The 16,462-nt window shown below is 67.4% G+C and carries 17 protein-coding genes; 7 read left to right on the top strand and 10 right to left on the bottom strand.

Going from position 1 to position 16,462, the window contains the following annotated elements; all coding sequences use genetic code 11:
• Positions 1 to 26: 26 nt before the first annotated feature.
• The 6 genes from V7S63_RS17315 to V7S63_RS17290 are packed head-to-tail and all read right to left on the bottom strand — an operon-like array spanning position 27 to position 5,503.
• On the bottom strand, positions 27 to 884 hold the full coding sequence (locus tag V7S63_RS17315) for a VOC family protein (protein WP_336531108.1): 858 nt from the start codon (positions 882 to 884) through the stop codon (positions 27 to 29).
• Positions 881 to 1,627 (bottom strand): ABC transporter ATP-binding protein, encoded by a 747-nt coding sequence (locus V7S63_RS17310; RefSeq protein WP_336531107.1) that lies wholly within the window; start codon positions 1,625 to 1,627, stop codon positions 881 to 883. Before V7S63_RS17310 ends, V7S63_RS17315 begins: the two co-directional genes overlap by 4 nt.
• Positions 1,627 to 2,397: an ABC transporter ATP-binding protein gene (locus V7S63_RS17305; protein ID WP_336531106.1), complete on the bottom strand. Its 771-nt coding sequence runs from the start codon at positions 2,395 to 2,397 to the stop codon at positions 1,627 to 1,629. The genes V7S63_RS17310 and V7S63_RS17305 overlap by 1 nt, the downstream gene beginning before the upstream one ends.
• Entirely contained in the window at positions 2,394 to 3,413 is a 1,020-nt protein-coding gene (locus tag V7S63_RS17300) for a branched-chain amino acid ABC transporter permease (protein WP_336531105.1), read from the bottom strand. The genes V7S63_RS17305 and V7S63_RS17300 overlap by 4 nt, the downstream gene beginning before the upstream one ends.
• Positions 3,410 to 4,279, bottom strand: coding sequence for a branched-chain amino acid ABC transporter permease (locus V7S63_RS17295; protein WP_336531104.1), 870 nt, complete (start codon positions 4,277 to 4,279; stop codon positions 3,410 to 3,412). Before V7S63_RS17295 ends, V7S63_RS17300 begins: the two co-directional genes overlap by 4 nt.
• A gap of 21 nt (positions 4,280 to 4,300) precedes the next feature.
• Positions 4,301 to 5,503 (bottom strand): ABC transporter substrate-binding protein, encoded by a 1,203-nt coding sequence (locus tag V7S63_RS17290; protein ID WP_336531103.1) that lies wholly within the window; start codon positions 5,501 to 5,503, stop codon positions 4,301 to 4,303.
• A 255-nt stretch (positions 5,504 to 5,758) separates the two neighbouring features.
• Between V7S63_RS17290 and V7S63_RS17285 the strand changes: the two genes are divergently transcribed.
• The 5 genes from V7S63_RS17285 to V7S63_RS17265 all read left to right on the top strand — a co-directional run bounded on the left by V7S63_RS17285 (position 5,759) and on the right by V7S63_RS17265 (position 10,392).
• On the top strand, positions 5,759 to 6,475 hold the full coding sequence (locus V7S63_RS17285) for a GntR family transcriptional regulator (RefSeq protein WP_336531102.1): 717 nt from the start codon (positions 5,759 to 5,761) through the stop codon (positions 6,473 to 6,475).
• Positions 6,472 to 7,209 carry an SDR family NAD(P)-dependent oxidoreductase gene (locus V7S63_RS17280; protein WP_336531101.1) on the top strand — a complete coding sequence of 246 codons (738 nt, stop codon included), beginning with the start codon at positions 6,472 to 6,474 and terminating at the stop codon, positions 7,207 to 7,209. The genes V7S63_RS17285 and V7S63_RS17280 overlap by 4 nt, the downstream gene beginning before the upstream one ends.
• Before the next feature lie 27 nt (positions 7,210 to 7,236).
• A complete protein-coding gene (locus tag V7S63_RS17275; RefSeq protein WP_336531100.1) occupies positions 7,237 to 8,742 on the top strand; it encodes a 2-hydroxymuconic semialdehyde dehydrogenase in 1,506 nt (501 codons plus the stop codon).
• A gap of 91 nt (positions 8,743 to 8,833) precedes the next feature.
• Entirely contained in the window at positions 8,834 to 9,616 is a 783-nt protein-coding gene (locus V7S63_RS17270) for a fumarylacetoacetate hydrolase family protein (RefSeq protein WP_336531099.1), read from the top strand.
• 14 nt (positions 9,617 to 9,630) lie between these two features.
• Positions 9,631 to 10,392, top strand: a complete 762-nt coding sequence (locus V7S63_RS17265; protein WP_100965094.1) for an HpcH/HpaI aldolase family protein — start codon at positions 9,631 to 9,633, stop codon at positions 10,390 to 10,392.
• A gap of 97 nt (positions 10,393 to 10,489) precedes the next feature.
• Here the strand turns inward: V7S63_RS17265 and dksA are convergent, their stop codons facing one another.
• The 4 genes from dksA to V7S63_RS17245 all read right to left on the bottom strand — a co-directional run bounded on the left by dksA (position 10,490) and on the right by V7S63_RS17245 (position 14,838).
• Entirely contained in the window at positions 10,490 to 10,912 is a 423-nt protein-coding gene (dksA, locus tag V7S63_RS17260) for an RNA polymerase-binding protein DksA (protein ID WP_091840932.1), read from the bottom strand.
• A 334-nt stretch (positions 10,913 to 11,246) separates the two neighbouring features.
• The gene (locus V7S63_RS17255; RefSeq protein ID WP_336531098.1) at positions 11,247 to 12,620 is read right to left on the bottom strand and encodes an MBOAT family O-acyltransferase; all 1,374 of its coding nucleotides are present in this window, start codon (positions 12,618 to 12,620) and stop codon (positions 11,247 to 11,249) included.
• Between the two features lie 96 nt (positions 12,621 to 12,716).
• Entirely contained in the window at positions 12,717 to 13,793 is a 1,077-nt protein-coding gene (locus V7S63_RS17250; RefSeq protein ID WP_336531097.1) for a tartrate dehydrogenase, read from the bottom strand.
• Between the two features lie 70 nt (positions 13,794 to 13,863).
• Entirely contained in the window at positions 13,864 to 14,838 is a 975-nt protein-coding gene (locus V7S63_RS17245) for a tripartite tricarboxylate transporter substrate-binding protein (RefSeq protein ID WP_336531096.1), read from the bottom strand.
• A 170-nt stretch (positions 14,839 to 15,008) separates the two neighbouring features.
• Between V7S63_RS17245 and V7S63_RS17240 the strand changes: the two genes are divergently transcribed.
• Together V7S63_RS17240 and V7S63_RS17235 are read left to right on the top strand one after the other, a co-directional pair.
• Entirely contained in the window at positions 15,009 to 15,716 is a 708-nt protein-coding gene (locus V7S63_RS17240) for a GntR family transcriptional regulator (protein ID WP_336531095.1), read from the top strand.
• Positions 15,717 to 15,765: 49 nt separating this feature from the next.
• Entirely contained in the window at positions 15,766 to 16,365 is a 600-nt protein-coding gene (locus tag V7S63_RS17235) for a Crp/Fnr family transcriptional regulator (protein WP_100965084.1), read from the top strand.
• Positions 16,366 to 16,462 lie beyond the last annotated feature (97 nt).

Raw genomic sequence — 16,462 nt, 5'->3', positions numbered from 1 at the left:
GCCGGCGCGGCGCCGGCGAAGACGCTTCACTGATATTCCGGAATCTGCGTGTCGCTGCCCCAGGCGCAGAAGGATTCGCGCTTGCGCGGGAACTGCCGGGCGCGGCGAGGCGAGGCGAGGCGCTCGCCTTCCGCGACATACGAGAAGTTGACGCCGTCGGGGCCGGCGACGCTCAGGAAGAGCTGCTGCGAGGCGGTGCGCCGGCCGGGGCCATCCATGATGCGTGCCTGGGCGCCACGCAGATGGTAGGCGTTCTGCATGACGAGATCGACGTCCTCGACGCCGAACTCGACGGAGAGGATGCCCTTCTCTTGCGAAGGATGCACGGCGATCCGGTGATGCGCCTCGTCGAAGCGGATATAGGCGGCGTCGCCGACCCAGTCGCTGACCTTGCCGCCGAGCAGTCTGGTCCAGACCTGCTGGTCGGAGGCGTCGGCCGCGCCGCGCAAGGCGATCGCTTCCAGCCCGGTGATGCCGGCATCGCGCGGGCCGTGATAGCGCCAACCGGACTCCAGCGGCCTGACCACAAGCTCGATGTCGTAGCCTGCCGCCATCCTGAAGCAGACGAACTGCCGGACTTTTCTGATGGCGCAGGCCTCGGCATCGCCAGGCGTGGTGGCGAAGCCGGCGCCCTGCAGCACCTTCTCGGCATGGGCCAGCGCGTCGGGATCGCGCAGCTCGAAGCCGATCGCCTGGCCGGCATCGAGCCCGTCGACATAGACCAGCGTGTGGTCGCGATAGTCGGAGCGGAAATAGGCTGATGTCTCGGTGCGGTTGACGAGCTGGAGACCGAGGATGCGGGAGGCGAAATCGGCGGCGCCCTTCAGATCGGCGGTGCCGAGCCGGACATAGCGCAATTGCTCGATGGTGATCGCGTCGCTCATAGCCCGAGATGCTCTTTCTGAAAGTCCTTGTCGGCCAGCAATGTCGCCGACGGTCCGTCGAAGACGACGCGGCCATGGTCGAGGACCAGCGCCCGTTCGGCGAGATTCAGCGCCATGGCGAGGTTCTGCTCGGCGATCAGCAGGGTATAGCCCTCGCCGCGCAGGCGCCCGACCGTGCCGATGATGACCTCCTCGATCGCCCGTGGCGAGAGGCCCTCGCTCGGCTCGTCGAGCACGATCAGATCAGCCTGCGTCAGCAGGGCCCGCGCGATCGCCAGCAATTGCCGCTCGCCGCCGCTGAGCGCGCCGCTGGAAAAGGAGCGCCGTTCCGCAAGGCGCGGGAAGTCCTCGTAGACGCGATCCTTGACCCAGCGCCGGTTCGGCTGCCTGCGCGACCACAGCGCCGCCATGGTCAGGTTCTCGTCGACGGTGAGATTGGCGTAGACGCCGCGCCCCTGCGGCACCAGCGCGACGCCGAGCCGGGCGATGCGGTGCCCCGGCCAGCCGGCGACGTCCTGGCCCTTGATCGCGATCCGGCCGGAGATTTGCGGCTCAAGCCCGAACAGGGCCGAGCAGAGCGTGCTCTTGCCGGCGCCGTTGCGGCCGAGCAGCGCCACGGCCTCGCCATGCGCCAGCGAGAAATCGACGCCGTGCAGGACGCGCACGCCGTCATAGCCGGCATCGAGCCCGGCGACTTCGAGATAGGTTGCGGCTGCCGATTGTTGCTGTGCCTGCGCGGACATCATGCTGCCTCCCCGAGCGAGGCGCCGAGATAAGCGGCCTGCGCACCCTCATGCGCCTTGATCGCGTCGGGCGTATCGCAGGCGATCAAGCGGCCGAGATCGAGCACGGCGACGCGGTCGCAGACGCGAAAGACGATATCGAGATCATGCGCGATCAGGATGGTGGAGAGGTCCTCGCCGAGCGTTCGGACGACCTCGATCAGGTGCTCGCCCTCGGCGCGCGACAGGCCGGCGGTGGGCTCGTCGAGCAGGAGTACGCGCGGGCGCATCGCCAGCGAGACCAGCACGTCGACGATGCGCTGCTCGCCATAGGACAGGCCCGCGACCGGCAAGTCGGCCCGATCGCGCAACTGGGCGCGCGTCAGCAACGCGTCGGCGGCTTCATCCGCTGCGGCGACGGTCTTGCGGCTGCCGAACCAGCCATAGCCTTCGCCGCTTCGGGACCGTGCTGCCAAGGCAAGGTTCTCGCGGACGCTGAGCTCCGGGAAGGCCATGCTCTTCTGGAAGGTCCGCACCAGCCCGGCGCGGACACGCATGTCGGGCTTTGCCCGGGTGATGTCCTCGCCGGCGAAGGCGACGCGGCCCTGATCGGGGATCAGGAAGCCGGTGACGATGTTGAACAGGGTCGTCTTGCCGGCGCCGTTGGGGCCGATCAGGCCGAGGCATTCGCCCTGACCGAGCGTGACCGAGACATCGCTCAGCACCTTCAGCCCGCCGAAGGACTTGGCGACGCCCTCGATCGCGAGCGCGGGAACGGCGTTCGCGCTCATGAGCGGCCCTCCGCATCATTGCGCCGTCCAAAGGCCGCCTTAAGCCCGGCGACGACGCCCTTCGGCATGATCATCACGGTCAGCACGAAGACGAGGCCGACGACGAGCTGCCAGCGATCGGTGTAGGACGAGACATAGGTCTGGATGCCCAGATAGATCGCCGAGCCGATGAAGGCGCCATAGAGCGAGCCGACGCCGCCGATCACCAGCATGATGATCATCATCGCCGACATCGTCCAATGCACGGCATTGGGGCCGACATACTGGTTGACGAATGGATAGAGCGCGCCGGCTGCGCCAGCGATGGCGCCGGAGGCGAGCAGCGCCATCAGGCGGATGCGCGGGATCGAATAACCGAGCGCGCTCATCCGGAGCTGGCGCTCGCGGGTGCCGAGCAGGGCCCGGCCGATCGGCGCATCGACGAAGGAGCGGGCGGCAAGGAATGCGACGAGCGCCAGCACCAGTGCGGCGAGATAGAGCGCGACGCCGTTATTGAGCGGGATCGTGGCGAAGCCGGTGTGCAGGGTCAGCGCCGGGAAGCCGCGTAGCCCGTCGGCGCCGCCGGTGACCTCGCGCCAGTGGAACACCACCTCCCAGACGATCTGGCCGACGATCAGGCTGAGGATCAGGAAGAACAGGGCGATGGTGCGCATCACCACGACGCCCATCAACAGTGCCGCCGCCATGCCGGTGGCGATGCCGACGGCGAGCATCACCACGACATCGGCGCCGAGCGTCTGCGCCGCGATCGCCGCGGCATAGGCCGCGCCGCCGAAGAAGACGGCGTGGCCGAGCGAGACCAGCCCGCCGAAGCCGACCAGCAAATCGAGGCTGAGCACGGCGGTGCCGATGATCAGGATCTCGGCGAGGAAACGCAGCTGGTAGTCGCCGGCGAAGAGCAGGGGAGCCGCAGCGGCGAGCGCAAGCAATGCCAGCCTCGCGGCCATCGGCAGGCTGCGCCGCTCACTGGCGGGGCGCGCTTCCACGCGGCCGGTCCCGTCGGTGATCGAGCTCATACCTGCCTCATCTTCCTGGCGACCAAGCCTTCGGGCAGCGCGACCAGCAGCGCGGCCATGACGGCGAGGGCGACGACGTTGGAGAATTCCGGCACCCAGACCTTGGAGAAGGTCATGGCGAAGCCGAGCAGGAGCGCGCTCAGCACGGTGCCGCGGAAGGTTCCGAGCCCGCCGGCGACGACGACGATCAGCGCCAGGATCAGCACCTCCTCGTCGAGGCCGGGATAGGCGGAGAGGATGCCCGCCCCGAGCGCGCCGGAAATGCCGCCGAGACCGGCCGAGATCACCAGCACGGCGGTGAAGATCCGGCGCGTGTCGAGGCCGAGCGTCTCGACGAAGCCGCGATCGGTGACGCAGGCCCTGACCACCGCGCCCCAGATGGTGCGGTCGATCACGAACCAGAGCGCGAAGGCGAGCGCCGCGCCGAAGCCGATTATGAAGAGCCGGTAGATCGGGAACGGCATGTCCATAATGAAGACGACGCCGCGCAGCGCTTCCGGGATTTCTGCCGAGAGGATCTGCGCGCCGAAACCCCAGCGCATCAGGTCGGCGAAGATCACCGATAGGCCGTAGGTCAAGAGCACCTGCATCAGATGAGTTCGTGCGTAGAACCGCCGGAACGGGAAGCGTTCCAGCAGGAAGCCGGCAAGGCCGGCGGCTACAAAGGCGACCGGGAAGGCGAGCCACCAGGGCGCGCCCGAAGCCAGCCAGTAGACGCCGACATAGGCGCCGAGCAGGAAGAAGGAGCCGTGGGTCAGGTTGACGAAATTCATCAGGTTGAGCACCACCGACAGGCCGAGCCCGGTCAGCAGCAGGAGCATCGAGAACGACAGCGCGTTCAGGCTCTGGACGGCGTAGAAGCCCACGGGAAAGCTCCTTCGTAGACCTCAGGCCACCGGGCCTGGATCGCGCACGGCCTTGTAGGTGTGAATCACCTGGTTGACCGGGCCGCCGGTGCTGTCCTTGATCTCGTTGACGTAGATGTCGAGGATCGCCTGGTTGTTGCGCGGATCGAACGGCATCGGCCCGAACACCGTCTCGACCTCCTTGGCGAGCAGCGCCTCCTTGACCTTCTCCTTGTTGGAGAGATCGCCCTGGACGCGCTCGATTGCGGCCTTGATCACCTGGCCGGTGACATAGCCGGCCGTGCCCATCTCGCCGGGCATGGCGCTGCGGGCGGCCTGATAGGCCCTGGTGAAGGCGGCCGAGCTCGGCGCCGTCGGCGACTGGTTGCAGGTGTTGAGCCCGCCGAGCGCCGCTTCCTTGACGGCCGAAACCACGTCTTCCTGATCGAACAACGCGCCGCTGCCGATCAGCTTGACCCTGCCGTGCAGGCGGTACTCGCGCATCTGACGCAGGAAGCGCACCGCGTCCGAGCCGGCGAAGAAGGAGAAGATGAATTCGGGCTTCTCGGCGGCGATCGTCGTCAGCAGCGGCCCGAAATCGGTGGTGCCCAGCGGCGCCCAGAGCTGCTTGCCGACCTTGCCGCCCTGCTGCTGGTAGCTCGCGACGAAATCGCCGACGGATTCGCGGCCGGCGGCGTAGTCGGCGGCGATGGTCAGGCAGCCGGACTTGCCGAGCTTCTCGAAGGCCCACTGGCCGGCGGTGTGGCCGAGCATCCAGTTGGTCTTGGTCGGCCGGAAGACGAAGGGGCTCGCCGCCTTGCGGGCGAGGTCATTGGCCGAGCCGGCCGAGATGAAGGTCAGTGCCTTGGCTTCGGTCACCACGTCGCGGACTGCGAGCGCCACCGCCGAGGAGATCACCCCGGAGACGATGTCGACATTGTCCTGCCCGAGGAGCTTGCGGAACTTGCGCACGCCCTCGTCGGGCTTGGCCTGATCGTCCTCGACGATCAATTCGACGGCGCGGCCCGCGAGCTTGCCGCCATTCTCGGCCAGGAACATCTGCATGCCGGCGCGCATGCTCTCGCCGAGCGCCGTGAACGGCCCCGACAGCGAGGTCACCATGCCGATCTTCAGCGGCTTGCTGGCGCCCTGCGCCAAAGCGGGCGCGCCGATCGCGCCTGAGAGGGCGGTGGCGCCCGCAGTCGCGAGGAGGCTGCGGCGGGACAGCGGAAAGCGCTCGGTCATGGGACGTCCTCCAACGGGGCGATCTTGGTGCCACTCGATTGGCCGGCATCCGATCAGAACGGCTTTGGCCTGTCAATATTATTTCGATATTTTTTCGACGAACTGAATCCGCCTCCGCACGGTCTCTTATAGAGATCCCCTTTAATTATAGGAATTAAAGAGATTTTGGTCGGCAATGATCAGTGCCATCAGGATTGTAATTTCGAAATTTGATGCTAGAGAAAGCTATCGACAACAGGAGCTGCGTGCTTCGGAATGTCCGCATCCGACAAGACCCTGGCCGACAGGACCTACCGCCAATTGCGCGGCGATATCGTCAACGGCCGGCTCGCGGCCGGCAGCAAGCTGAAGCTCGAAGGTCTGGCGCAGGACTATGAGGTCGGCATGTCGCCGCTGCGCGAGGCGCTCGCCCGCCTGATGGGCGACCTGCTCGTCGTCTCGGAAGGGCAGCGCGGCTTCTGGGTGGCGCCGCTTTCGCTCGACGAGCTCGACGACGTTTCGCGCGTTCGCGCTTTGATCGAGACCGAGGCGCTCAACGCCGCGATCCGCAATGGCGATGCGGCATGGGAGCGCGACGTCGCGACGGCGTTCGAGGCGCTGGCGGCGGTCGAGGAGCATCTGCCGCATACCAGCGAGGCATTGCCGCCGGAACAGCTTGAAACCTGGGAGGCGCGCAACCGCGCCTTCCACGCCGCTCTGGTCTCGGCCGCCGGCTCGCCGATGCTGATCAAGCTGCGCGACCTGCTCTACCAGCAGTCCGAGCGCTATCGCCGTGTCTCGCTCAACGTCTCGCGCGGTTGGCGCAACGTCCATGACGAGCACCGCGCCATCTACGACGCGACGATGCAGCGCAACGCGCTGCGGGCCTGCCGGATGACCGAGCTGCATCTCTCCCGCACGGCCGAAGAGGTGCGCAAGGCGATGGCCGCGCTGGCGCAGGACGACGACCAGGTATCCGGAGGCAAGGCGTGAGTGGTTTCGATCTGAGCGGCCAGACGATTCTGGTCACCGGCGCGGCCGGCGGCATCGGCGCGGTGACGGCGCAGGTTCTGGCGGGTCTTGGCGCCAGGCTCGTCCTGACCGACCGCATCTCCTGCGAGGCGACGATCGCGGGGCTCGGCGAGAAGGCAGGCGCCGCCCGCGAGATCGTCATCGACCTGCTCGACGATGACGCGCCCCGGCGCCTGTCGGAGCAGGCCGGGGCGATCGATGCCGCCGTCCTCGGCGCCGGCATCTACCGCCCGCTCGACTGGGATGACGATGGCTGGGACGAGGTCGCCGAGACGACGCTCTCGCTCAACCTGATGGCGCCGATGCGCCTGGCGCGCGAGCTCGTGCCCGCCATGGCGGCGCGGGGCGGGCGGGTTGTCCTCGTCGGCTCGATCGTCGCGGCGACCGGCGGCTCCTTCCCCGGCGTCGGCCCGCATTACGCGGCGTCGAAGGGCGGCCTGCACACGCTGGTGCGCTGGCTCGCCGCCCGCTTCGGAGGGCAGGGCGTGTTGGTCAACGGCGTCGCGCCGGGGATCACCGACACGGCCATGGTCGGTGTCCACGATCTCTCGGGCGCGCTGGCGAAGCATCCGCTCGGCCGGGCCGCCCGGCCGGAGGAGATCGCCTGGCCGATCGCCTTCCTCTGCTCACCGGCGGCGAGCTTCGTCTCCGGCGCCATCCTCGACGTGAACGGCGGCGCGATGATGCGCCCATGACGGCAAAATCAGACCGGGAGTGAGACGATGAACAGCGCCGTTCCGCGCTACCAGGGCGCTGCCGCCAGCGCCGAGACCGCCCGCCTGTCGCATTTCATCGACGGGCGCTTCGTGCCGGCCGGTCGCAGCAGCTTCGAGAACCGCCACCCGGCGACGGGCGAGCTGATCAACCTCGTGCCGGAGGCCGATTCGGCCGCGATCGACGATGCGGTCAAGGCGGCCAGGCGCGCGCTCAAGGGCCCGTGGGGCAAGATGAGCGAGCAGCAGCGCGCGGCCATCCTGCGCAAGGTCGCCGACGGGATCATGGCCCGCTTCGACGACTTCCTCGCCGCCGAGGTGCTCGACACCGGCAAGCCCAAGAGCCTCGCCTCGCATATCGACATTCCGCGCGGCGCCGCGAACTTCAACGTCTTCGCCGACCAGGTGCTGACGCTCTCGACCGAGACCTTCCGCATGGCGACGCCGGACGGGGCAGGGGCGCTGAACTATGCGATCCGCGGGCCGCGCGGCGTCATCGCCGTAGTCTGCCCGTGGAACCTGCCGCTGCTGCTTATGACCTGGAAGGTCGCGCCGGCGCTCGCCTGCGGCAACACCGTCGTGGTCAAGCCCTCCGAGGAGACGCCGACCACGGCGACCATGCTCGGCGAGATTATGAACGAGGCCGGCGTGCCGCCCGGCGTCTACAATGTCGTGCACGGCTTCGGCGAGGACAGCGCCGGCGAGTACCTGACCAGCCATCCGCTGGTGGATGGCATCACCTTCACCGGCGAGACGCGGACGGGCGAGGCGATCATGCGCGCCGCGTCGAGGGGCGTCCGTCCCGTCTCGCTCGAGCTCGGCGGCAAGAACGCCTCGCTGGTCTTCGCCGATTGCGACATGGACAAGGCGATCGAGGGCGTCGGTCGCGCCGTCTTCGCCAATTGCGGCCAGGTCTGCTTGGGTACCGAGCGCGTCTATGTGGAGCGGCCGATCTTCGCCGAGTTCACCCAGCGGCTGAAGCAGGCGGCTGAAAAGCTGAAGCCGGGCAACCCGTTCGAGGCCGCGACCACGCTTGGCCCGCTGATCAGCCAGGCCCATCGCGACAAGGTGCTGTCCTATTACGCCAAGGCGAAGGCCGAGGGGGCTGAGATCGTCACCGGCGGCGGCATCCCCGAGCTTGCGGCGCCGTATTCCGCCGGCTCCTTCATCGAGCCGACGATCTGGACGGGCCTTGCCGAGGATTCGGCGGTGATGCGCGAAGAGATCTTCGGGCCCTGCTGCAACATCGTGCCCTTCGACGAGGAGGATGCCGTCATCGCCCTGGCGAACGACAGCCCCTACGGGCTCGCGACCTCGATCTGGACGCAGAACCTGACGCGGGCGCACCGCGTCGCGGCGCAGGTCGAGGTCGGCATCACCTGGGTGAACTCCTGGTTCCTGCGCGATCTGCGCACGCCGTTCGGCGGCTCGAAGCAATCAGGCATCGGCCGCGAGGGCGGCGTGCACTCGATGGAGTTCTACACCGAGCTGCGCAACGTCTGCGTCAAGCTCTGAGGGCTCTTCGCTTTCTCCATCGCACCCGGCGCTCGCAAGCGATCGCCGTCTCCACACGCGCGATCAGCGCAACAGGTCATAGGAAACGTCCATGCTGACCGAAGCCCAGCGCGCACAGGTGGTGCGCTCCCTGCTCGAGAGCTATCGCACCAAGAAGCAGGGCGAGCGGCCCTCGCAGATGTTCCCGGAGATCGAGATCGCCGATTCCTATGCGATCTCCTCGGCCGTGGCGCAGGAGCGCGTCAAGGCCGGCGCCCGTATCATCGGCCACAAGATCGGCCTGACCTCGAAGGCGATGCAGGCCTCCTCGAAGATCGACGAGCCCGACTATGGCTATCTCTTCGACGATCTTCTCCTGAACGACGGCGCCAAGGTGAAGTTCGAGAATTTCTGCGTGCCGCGCGTCGAGCCGGAGTTGACCTTCATCCTGAAGGAGCCGCTGAAAGGGCCGGGCATCGGGCTGATCGACGTGCTACGGGCGACCGAATATGTCGTGCCCTCGATCGAGATCATCGATGCGCGCGTCACCGAGCCGCGCAAGATCTTCGACACGGTCGCCGACAATGGCGCCGCCGCCGGCATCGTGCTGGGCGGGCGGCCGGTCCGGCCTGAAGATGTCGACCTGCGCTGGGTCGGCGCGATCTTCTACCGCAACTCCGAGATCGAGGAGACCGGCCTCGCCGCCGGCGTGCTCGGCCATCCCGCCATGGCGATCGCCTGGCTCGCCAACAAGCTCGCGCCGTTCGACATCACGCTCAAGCCCGGCGACCTGATGCTGTCGGGTTCCTTCACTCGGCCGGTCTGGGCTAACAAGGGCGACACGCTGCATGCCGATTTCGGGCCGCTCGGCAGCGTCTCCGTGCAGTTCGTCTGAAGGATCGCTCGCCAATGGATCTGCCCCGCAACGCCTTCAAGGCCGCGCTCGCCCGCGGCGAACTGCAGATCGGGCTGTGGAGCAGCCTGTGCAGCCCGATCGTCGCCGAGATCATCGGCCATAGCGGCTTCGACTGGATTCTGGTCGACACCGAGCACTCGCCCAACGAGCCGCCGGCGGTTCTCGCCCAGCTCCAGGCGCTACAGGCCGGCACTGCGACGCCGATTGTGCGCCCGGCCTGGAACGATCCGGTGCTGCTGAAGCGCCTGCTCGACATCGGCACGCAGGCCGTGCTGGTGCCCTTCGTCCAGACTGCCGAGGAAGCCGCCAAGGCGGTCGCCGCCTGCCGCTATCCGCCGGCCGGCATCCGCGGCATCACTGTGAGCGGGCGCGGCAGCCGTTATGGCCGCGTGCCCGATTATCTCAAGCGCGCCGATGCCGAGATCTGCGTGCTCGTCCAGGTCGAGACCGGCGAGGCCTTGGCGCAGCTCGAGGCGATCGCCTCGGTCGATGGCGTCGACGGCGTCTTCATCGGCCCGGCCGATCTCTCCGCCTCGCTCGGCCATATCGGCAACCCCGGACATCCCGAAGTCCAGGCCGCGATCAAAGGCGCGGTCGAGCGGCTGACGGCCGTCGGCAAGCCGGCCGGCATTCTGACGCCGTCCGAGGCCGATGCACGGCGCTATATCGAATGGGGCTATCGCTTCGTCGCGGTCGGCTCGGATCTCGGCCTGCTGACCAAGCACGCCGACGCGCTGGCGAAGACGTTCCGATAGGCAGCACCCCCATCCTGACCGGACATCAGCCTTCTATGCAAAGAGGCCCCGCAGTCGCCTGCGGGGCCTCTTTTCATGAGCACGATGCGCGCATTCCTCAATCGTCCCGGAACACCCGCTCATTACGCTCGTGGCGCTCCTGCGCCTCCAGCGAAAGCGTCGCGATCGGGCGGGCTTCCAGGCGCTTCAGCGAGATCGGCTCGCCGGTCTCCTCGCAATAGCCGTAGGAGCCGTCCTCGATCCGGGAGAGCGCGGCGTCGATCTTCGAGATCAGCTTGCGCTGGCGATCGCGGGCGCGCAGCTCGATGGCGCGATCCGTCTCGGAGGAGGCGCGATCGGCGATGTCAGGATGATTCTCACTCTCGCTCTGCAAGGTGACCAGGGTCTCCTTGGCCTCCTTGAGAATCTCGTCCTTCCAGGCGAGCAGTTTGCTGCGGAAATACTCCCGCTGCCGCTCGTTCATGAACGGCTCGCTGTCGGAGGGCTTGTAGTCAGGGGCAAGACTAATCTGCTTCGACATGGCAGGCCTTCTGCATGAGCGTTCGATGGCCTCGCCGGCTTTGCCGTGTCGAGGCCGCCGATTTGGCGCCCTTATAGCGATTGGTCACACCGGGAACAATCGCTTTCGCGCAGCCGTGAACAAGCTGGCAAAGCGCTGGAAAATCAGCGCAATCCGGTATCGCAGTGGCGATGCCGGTGCCAGGCCGTGCCGGAGCCTGCCGGGATGGCCGGGTCTGGCCGGAATCGTTGCCCGGCTCTCGATTCTCCGGGCGGGAGCGTGCGGGTCGCCTGGCAGGGTGCATGGCCGGCTCGCGACGCGCTTCGCAGCATCCTGGTGCCGCCGCCGGGACGCGTCAGAACTGGAAGTAGATGAACTCGTAATTGGCGTCGTCGCCGATCTTGAACAGGACCAGCACGAAGAGGATGGCGGTGAGGACGGCGAGCCAGCGCGCCGGCGTCGCCTTGTGCACCGCTGCCCAGGCGGTCGGGCCGATCATCGCCACCGCGATCGCCGGCAGGAACGCGCGCCATTTGAAGCCGGAGCCGATGGGCGAGAGGCCGAGGAGCCCCTTGTAGATCGCCAGCGCCGCATCGAAGGAGGTGGCGCGGAACAGCACCCAGCAGAGGGCGACGAAGAGGAAGGTCAGCGCCCAGCCGAGCAGCTTGGGCATCGGCAGCCCGGCGCGACGCCAGAGCACGCCGATGGCGAGCACGACGCCATGCGCCATGCCCCAGGCGACGAAGTTGAGGCCGGCGCCGTGCCAGAGGCCTCCGAGCGCCATGGTGGCGAACAGCGCCCAGAGCTGGAGCGGCAGGCCGTGCCGCGAGCCGCCGAGCGGGATGTAGAGATAATCGCGCAGGAAGCGCGACAGCGTCATGTGCCAGCGTCGCCAGAAATCCTGCAGGCTGGTCGCGCGGTAGGGTGCGTCGAAGTTCTGCGGCAGCGCGATGCCGAAGAGCAGGGCAAGGCCCAGGGCCATGTCGGTGTAGCCGGAGAAGTCGAAATAGATCTGGAAGGTGAAGGCCAGCGTCCCCTGCCAAGCCTGCGCCATGCTGACCACTTCGCCGGCTGCCGCCGCCGCGAAGACCGGATTGGCATAGTCGGAAAGCGGGTCGCCGATCAGCACCTTCTTCGCCAGGCCGATCGTCAGCAGCATGATGCCGTGGGCGATACGCTCGGCCGCATCGGACCTGAGGTAAGGCCGCTCGTCGAACTGGTGCATGATCTCGCGCCAGCGCACCAGCGGCCCGGCCAGCACCTGGGGGAAGAAGGCGATGTAGAGCGCGTAGCGCACGAGATCGTAGCGCGGGGCTTCGCCGCGGCGCAGATCGGTCAGGTACATCACGTGATGGAAGGTGAAGAAGGAGATGCCGAGCGGCAGCGCGAGGTCGAGCCTCGTCATGGGCAATCCCGGAATCATCGCAGCGAGATCGGCGAAGAAGTTGAAGTATTTGAACAGCGCCAGGATCGCGAGATTGATCGCGATGGCCAGCGTGATCAGGCCGCCGGCCCTGGTCTTCTGGAAGGCTTCGGCGATCAGCCAGTTGAGCAGGATCGAGAAGCCGAGCAGCGGCACGAAGCGCCAGTCCCACCAGCCATAGAAGGCGAAGGAGAGCACCGCCAGCAGCGGCAGCCGCCAGGCCGGCGCGAAGCGCTCGACCAGCCAGTGCAGGGCGAGTGCGAGCGGCAGGAAGCCGAGCAGGAAGGCGAAGGAGTTGAACAGCATCGAGCGGGCGAGGGCGGGAGAGCGCCGCCTTAGACGATTATCGCCGCCCTGTCATGGTCAGGACGTCGCGCACCTTCCTCTCAAGCGCCCCGTCGCTCAGATATTGTCGCCCCTGAGCGCCTCGCAGACGGCCTGCGTTACCTGTGCCGTCGTCGCGGTGCCGCCGAGATCGGGCGTGTGCAGGGCAGGGTCGGCGGTGACGCGCTCGACCGCGCGCATCAGCCGCGCCGCCGCGGCTCTCTCGCCGAGATGCTCCAGCATCATCGCCCCGGTCCAGAAGGTCGCGACCGGGTTGGCGATGCCCTTGCCGGTGATGTCGAAGGCCGAGCCATGGATCGGCTCGAACATCGAGGGCGTCTTGCGCTCGGGGTTGAGATTCGCGGTCGGCGCGATGCCGAGCGAGCCGGCCAGCGCCGCGGCGAGATCGGAGAGGATGTCGGCATGGAGATTGGTCGCGACGATGGTGTCGAGCGTCTCCGGCTTCAACGTCATGCGCATGGTCATCGCGTCGACCAGCATCTTGTCCCAGGCGACATCCGGGAATTCGCGCGCCACTTCGGCGGCGATCTCGTCCCACATCACCATGCCGTGGCGCTGGGCGTTCGACTTGGTGACGACCGTCAGCAGCTTGCGCGGCCGCGAGCGGGCGATCTCGAAGGCGTAGCGGATGATCCGGGTCACGCCGGCGCGGGTGAACATCGCGACATCGGTCGCGACCTCCTCGGGCAGGCCCTTGTGGACGCGCCCGCCGACGCCGGAATACTCGCCCTCGGAGTTCTCTCGCACGATCACCCAGTCGAGCTCGGGGCCTGAAACATGGCGCAGCGGGCTGGTGATCCCCGGCAGGATGCGGGTCGGGCGGACATTGGCGTATTGGTCGAGGGGCTGGCAGATGGCGAGCCTGAGGCCCCAGAGCGTCAGATGGTCGGGAATGTCGGGCGCGCCGACGGCTCCGAAATAGATCGCATCGAAGGCGCGCAGCTGATCGGCGCCATCGGCTGGCATCATCACGCCATGCCTGCGGTAATAGTCTGATCCCCAGTCGAAGGCCTCGATGTCGAGGCGGAAGCCGCCGTCGCGCTCGGCGCAGGCATCCAGGGCCTGGAGCCCGGCGGCGATGACCTCGGGGCCGATCCCGTCCCCGCCGATGGCGGCGATCCTGTGCGTGCGCATGCTTATGTCCGATGCTGTCGTATTGCTGTGAGAGTTCGGCGCCCTATAGGACGGGACGCCGCCCTGGTGGCTACTGCGCCGTCACGCCGGCATTGCGGATGACCGGCACCCATTTGTCGATCTCGCTGCGGACGAGCTCGGCGAGCGCCGCCGGGGTCTGCCCGGCCTCGTCGGGCAATTCGGCGCCGAGATCGAGGAAGCGCTTGCGCGTCGGCTCGTCCTTGAGCGCGGCGCGGGCGGCGGCGTTCAGCCTGTCCACGATCTCCTTCGGCGTGCCCTTGGGTGCGAACATCGCGTTCCAGCCGGTGGCCTGGAACTGCGGCAGGCCCTGCTCGGCCGAGGTCGGGACATCGGGAATGACCGATAGACGGCTCTTGACCGCGACGACCAGGCCCTTGCCCTCTTTCGCCTGCACGCTCGGAACGATCGCGACGGTCTGGTCGCAGACATAATCGACCTGGCCGCCGAGCAGCGCGTTCAGCGCCGGACCTGAGCCGCGGAAGGGGACGTGCTGCGGCTTGGTCCCGAGCAGCGAGTCGAGGAAGAGGCAGGTCAGATGCGAGGTCGAGCCGACCCCGCCGGAGCCATAGTTCAGCTTCTCGGCATTGGCCTTGAGATAGGTGACGAATTCGCGGAAATCCTTGACCGGCAGGTCCTTCTTGGCGACCACCAGCATCGGCGTCGAGGCCGAGTTCATCACCGGCTCGAAATCGGTACGCGGGTCATAGGCAAGCTTGGGATAGAGCCCGACGCTGGCCGCCTGCGTGCCGAGATTGCCCATCAGCAGCGTGTAACCGTCCGGCGTCGCCTTCGCGACGCGGGCCGCGCCAGTGGTGCCGCCGGCGCCGGCGACGTTCTCGACCACGACGGACTGGCCGAGTGTGCGGCCCATATGGTCGGCCATCAGCCGGGCGACGATGTCGGTGGTGCCGCCGGCCGCGAAAGGCACGACCAGGGTGATCGCGCGGGTCGGGTAGGGCGCCTGAGCCATCGCCGGAGACGTCGCCGCCAGCCCGAGCGCCAGCGTCAGCAGCATTCGCTTCATCGGTTCTCTCCCTGTGCGAGCGCCGATCGGCGGCGCTTCGATCTGCTCTCCCATTTGTCTTCCATGGAAGTTTGCATGGCTGATCGTCGCGACAGGGATGCGCGCTGTCAAGTTTCCATTCTTGCTTGCATGGAAATAATCAAATGTGCTCAATCGGCCGTGGAGGAACCATGGCCGAGCTTGCGCGTCCCGATATCGTCGAAGTTGGAGCCAGGCGCGGTTCGCTGGTCGACGAGGCCTATGCGGCGCTGAAGCAGGCGATTCGCGACACCGATTTCCCGCCGGGCTATCAGGGCTCTGAGCAGGAGATCGCGGTTCGCCTCGGCATGAGCCGCACGCCGGTGCACGAAGCGATCATCCGCTTGCAGGAGGATGGTCTGGTCCGCGTCCTCTCCAAGCGCGGGGTGCTGATCTGCCCGCTGGCGCCACAGGACATTCGCGAGATCTGCGAGGTCGTGATTGCGGTCGAGTCGATGGCGGCCGAGCTGCTGGCGGGGTTGCCGGAGGCGACCCGCGCAACCGCTGCCGACGAACTGGAGGCGGCGACGGCCGCGATGGACGCAACGCTGGCTCAGGGCGACCTGCCGGGCTGGGCCGAAGCCGACGAGCTGTTCCATCGCCTGCTGGTCGAACATTGCGGCAATGGCCGCCTGCGCCGCATCGCCCAGACGGTGACCGACCAGGCCCATCGCGCCCGCATGCTGACGCTGAAGCTGCGTGCCAGGCCCACCGGCTCGGCGCAGGCGCATCGCACGATCATCGCGGCAGTGCGTTCAGGCGATGCGGCGGAGGCACATCGCAGCGCGAGGGGGCACCGCGTCGCCGCCCGCGACGAGATCGTGCCCTTGATCGAGCATATCGGCCTGCGGCAACTTTGAGCCGTCGGCATTCGCCCTGAACGATGCCGCACGCCTGCGGGACCGCCGAATGACGACGGATGCCTTCTTTGCGAAAATCCGGACCTATGCCGCGCTGTCGGAGGCGGCCGAGCGCGCCTGGACTGCCCTTCTGCGACCCAGGCACTATCGAAAGGACGACATCTTCATCAGGGCGGGAGATGTCCCGACCAGCTACGCCTTCGTCGTCGAGGGCCTGTTCTACCAGCACTATGTCGGCCCGGATGGCGACCTGATCGTCAAATACTTCTTTCCGGAGAACCGCATCGCCGCCTCGGTCAGCGCCACGCTGCTGGGCGAGCCGAGCCTGTTCACCATCACCGCGATCGAGGACAGCACGGTCCTCGAATACGACTTCGCGGCCTTCAGGGCGCTCGCCGCGACGTTCCCCGATATCGCCGCCTTCTACATCCGCTACATGGAACGGCACTGGATCATCGAGAAGGAGCCGGGCGAGATCTCGTTCCGACACGATGATGCCATGAAGCGCTATCGCGACTTCATCCGCCGCGAGCCGGAACTGCACCGGCGGCTGAAACAGCACCACATCGCTGCCTGGCTCGGCATCACTCCGGAAAGCCTCAGCCGCCTGCGGCGCGCCATCGCCTACGGCCGGATGGAGCGCGGCTGAGGCGTTTTCTTACCAAACATCAATTCGCCGGCGCCGCATCGCCCCTAGCACTCGCCATCAAGCAGCCGGGATGACGGTCATCGCGGCGCTTGTCGGA

The sequence above is a fragment of the Allobosea sp. CCNWLY174 genome (assembly GCF_037120455.1).
Taxonomy (GTDB): Bacteria; Pseudomonadota; Alphaproteobacteria; order Rhizobiales; family Beijerinckiaceae; genus Allobosea; species Allobosea lupini.
The sequence above is the reverse complement of the archived record's forward strand: the minus strand, read 5'-3'. Positions and strand labels throughout refer to the sequence as shown.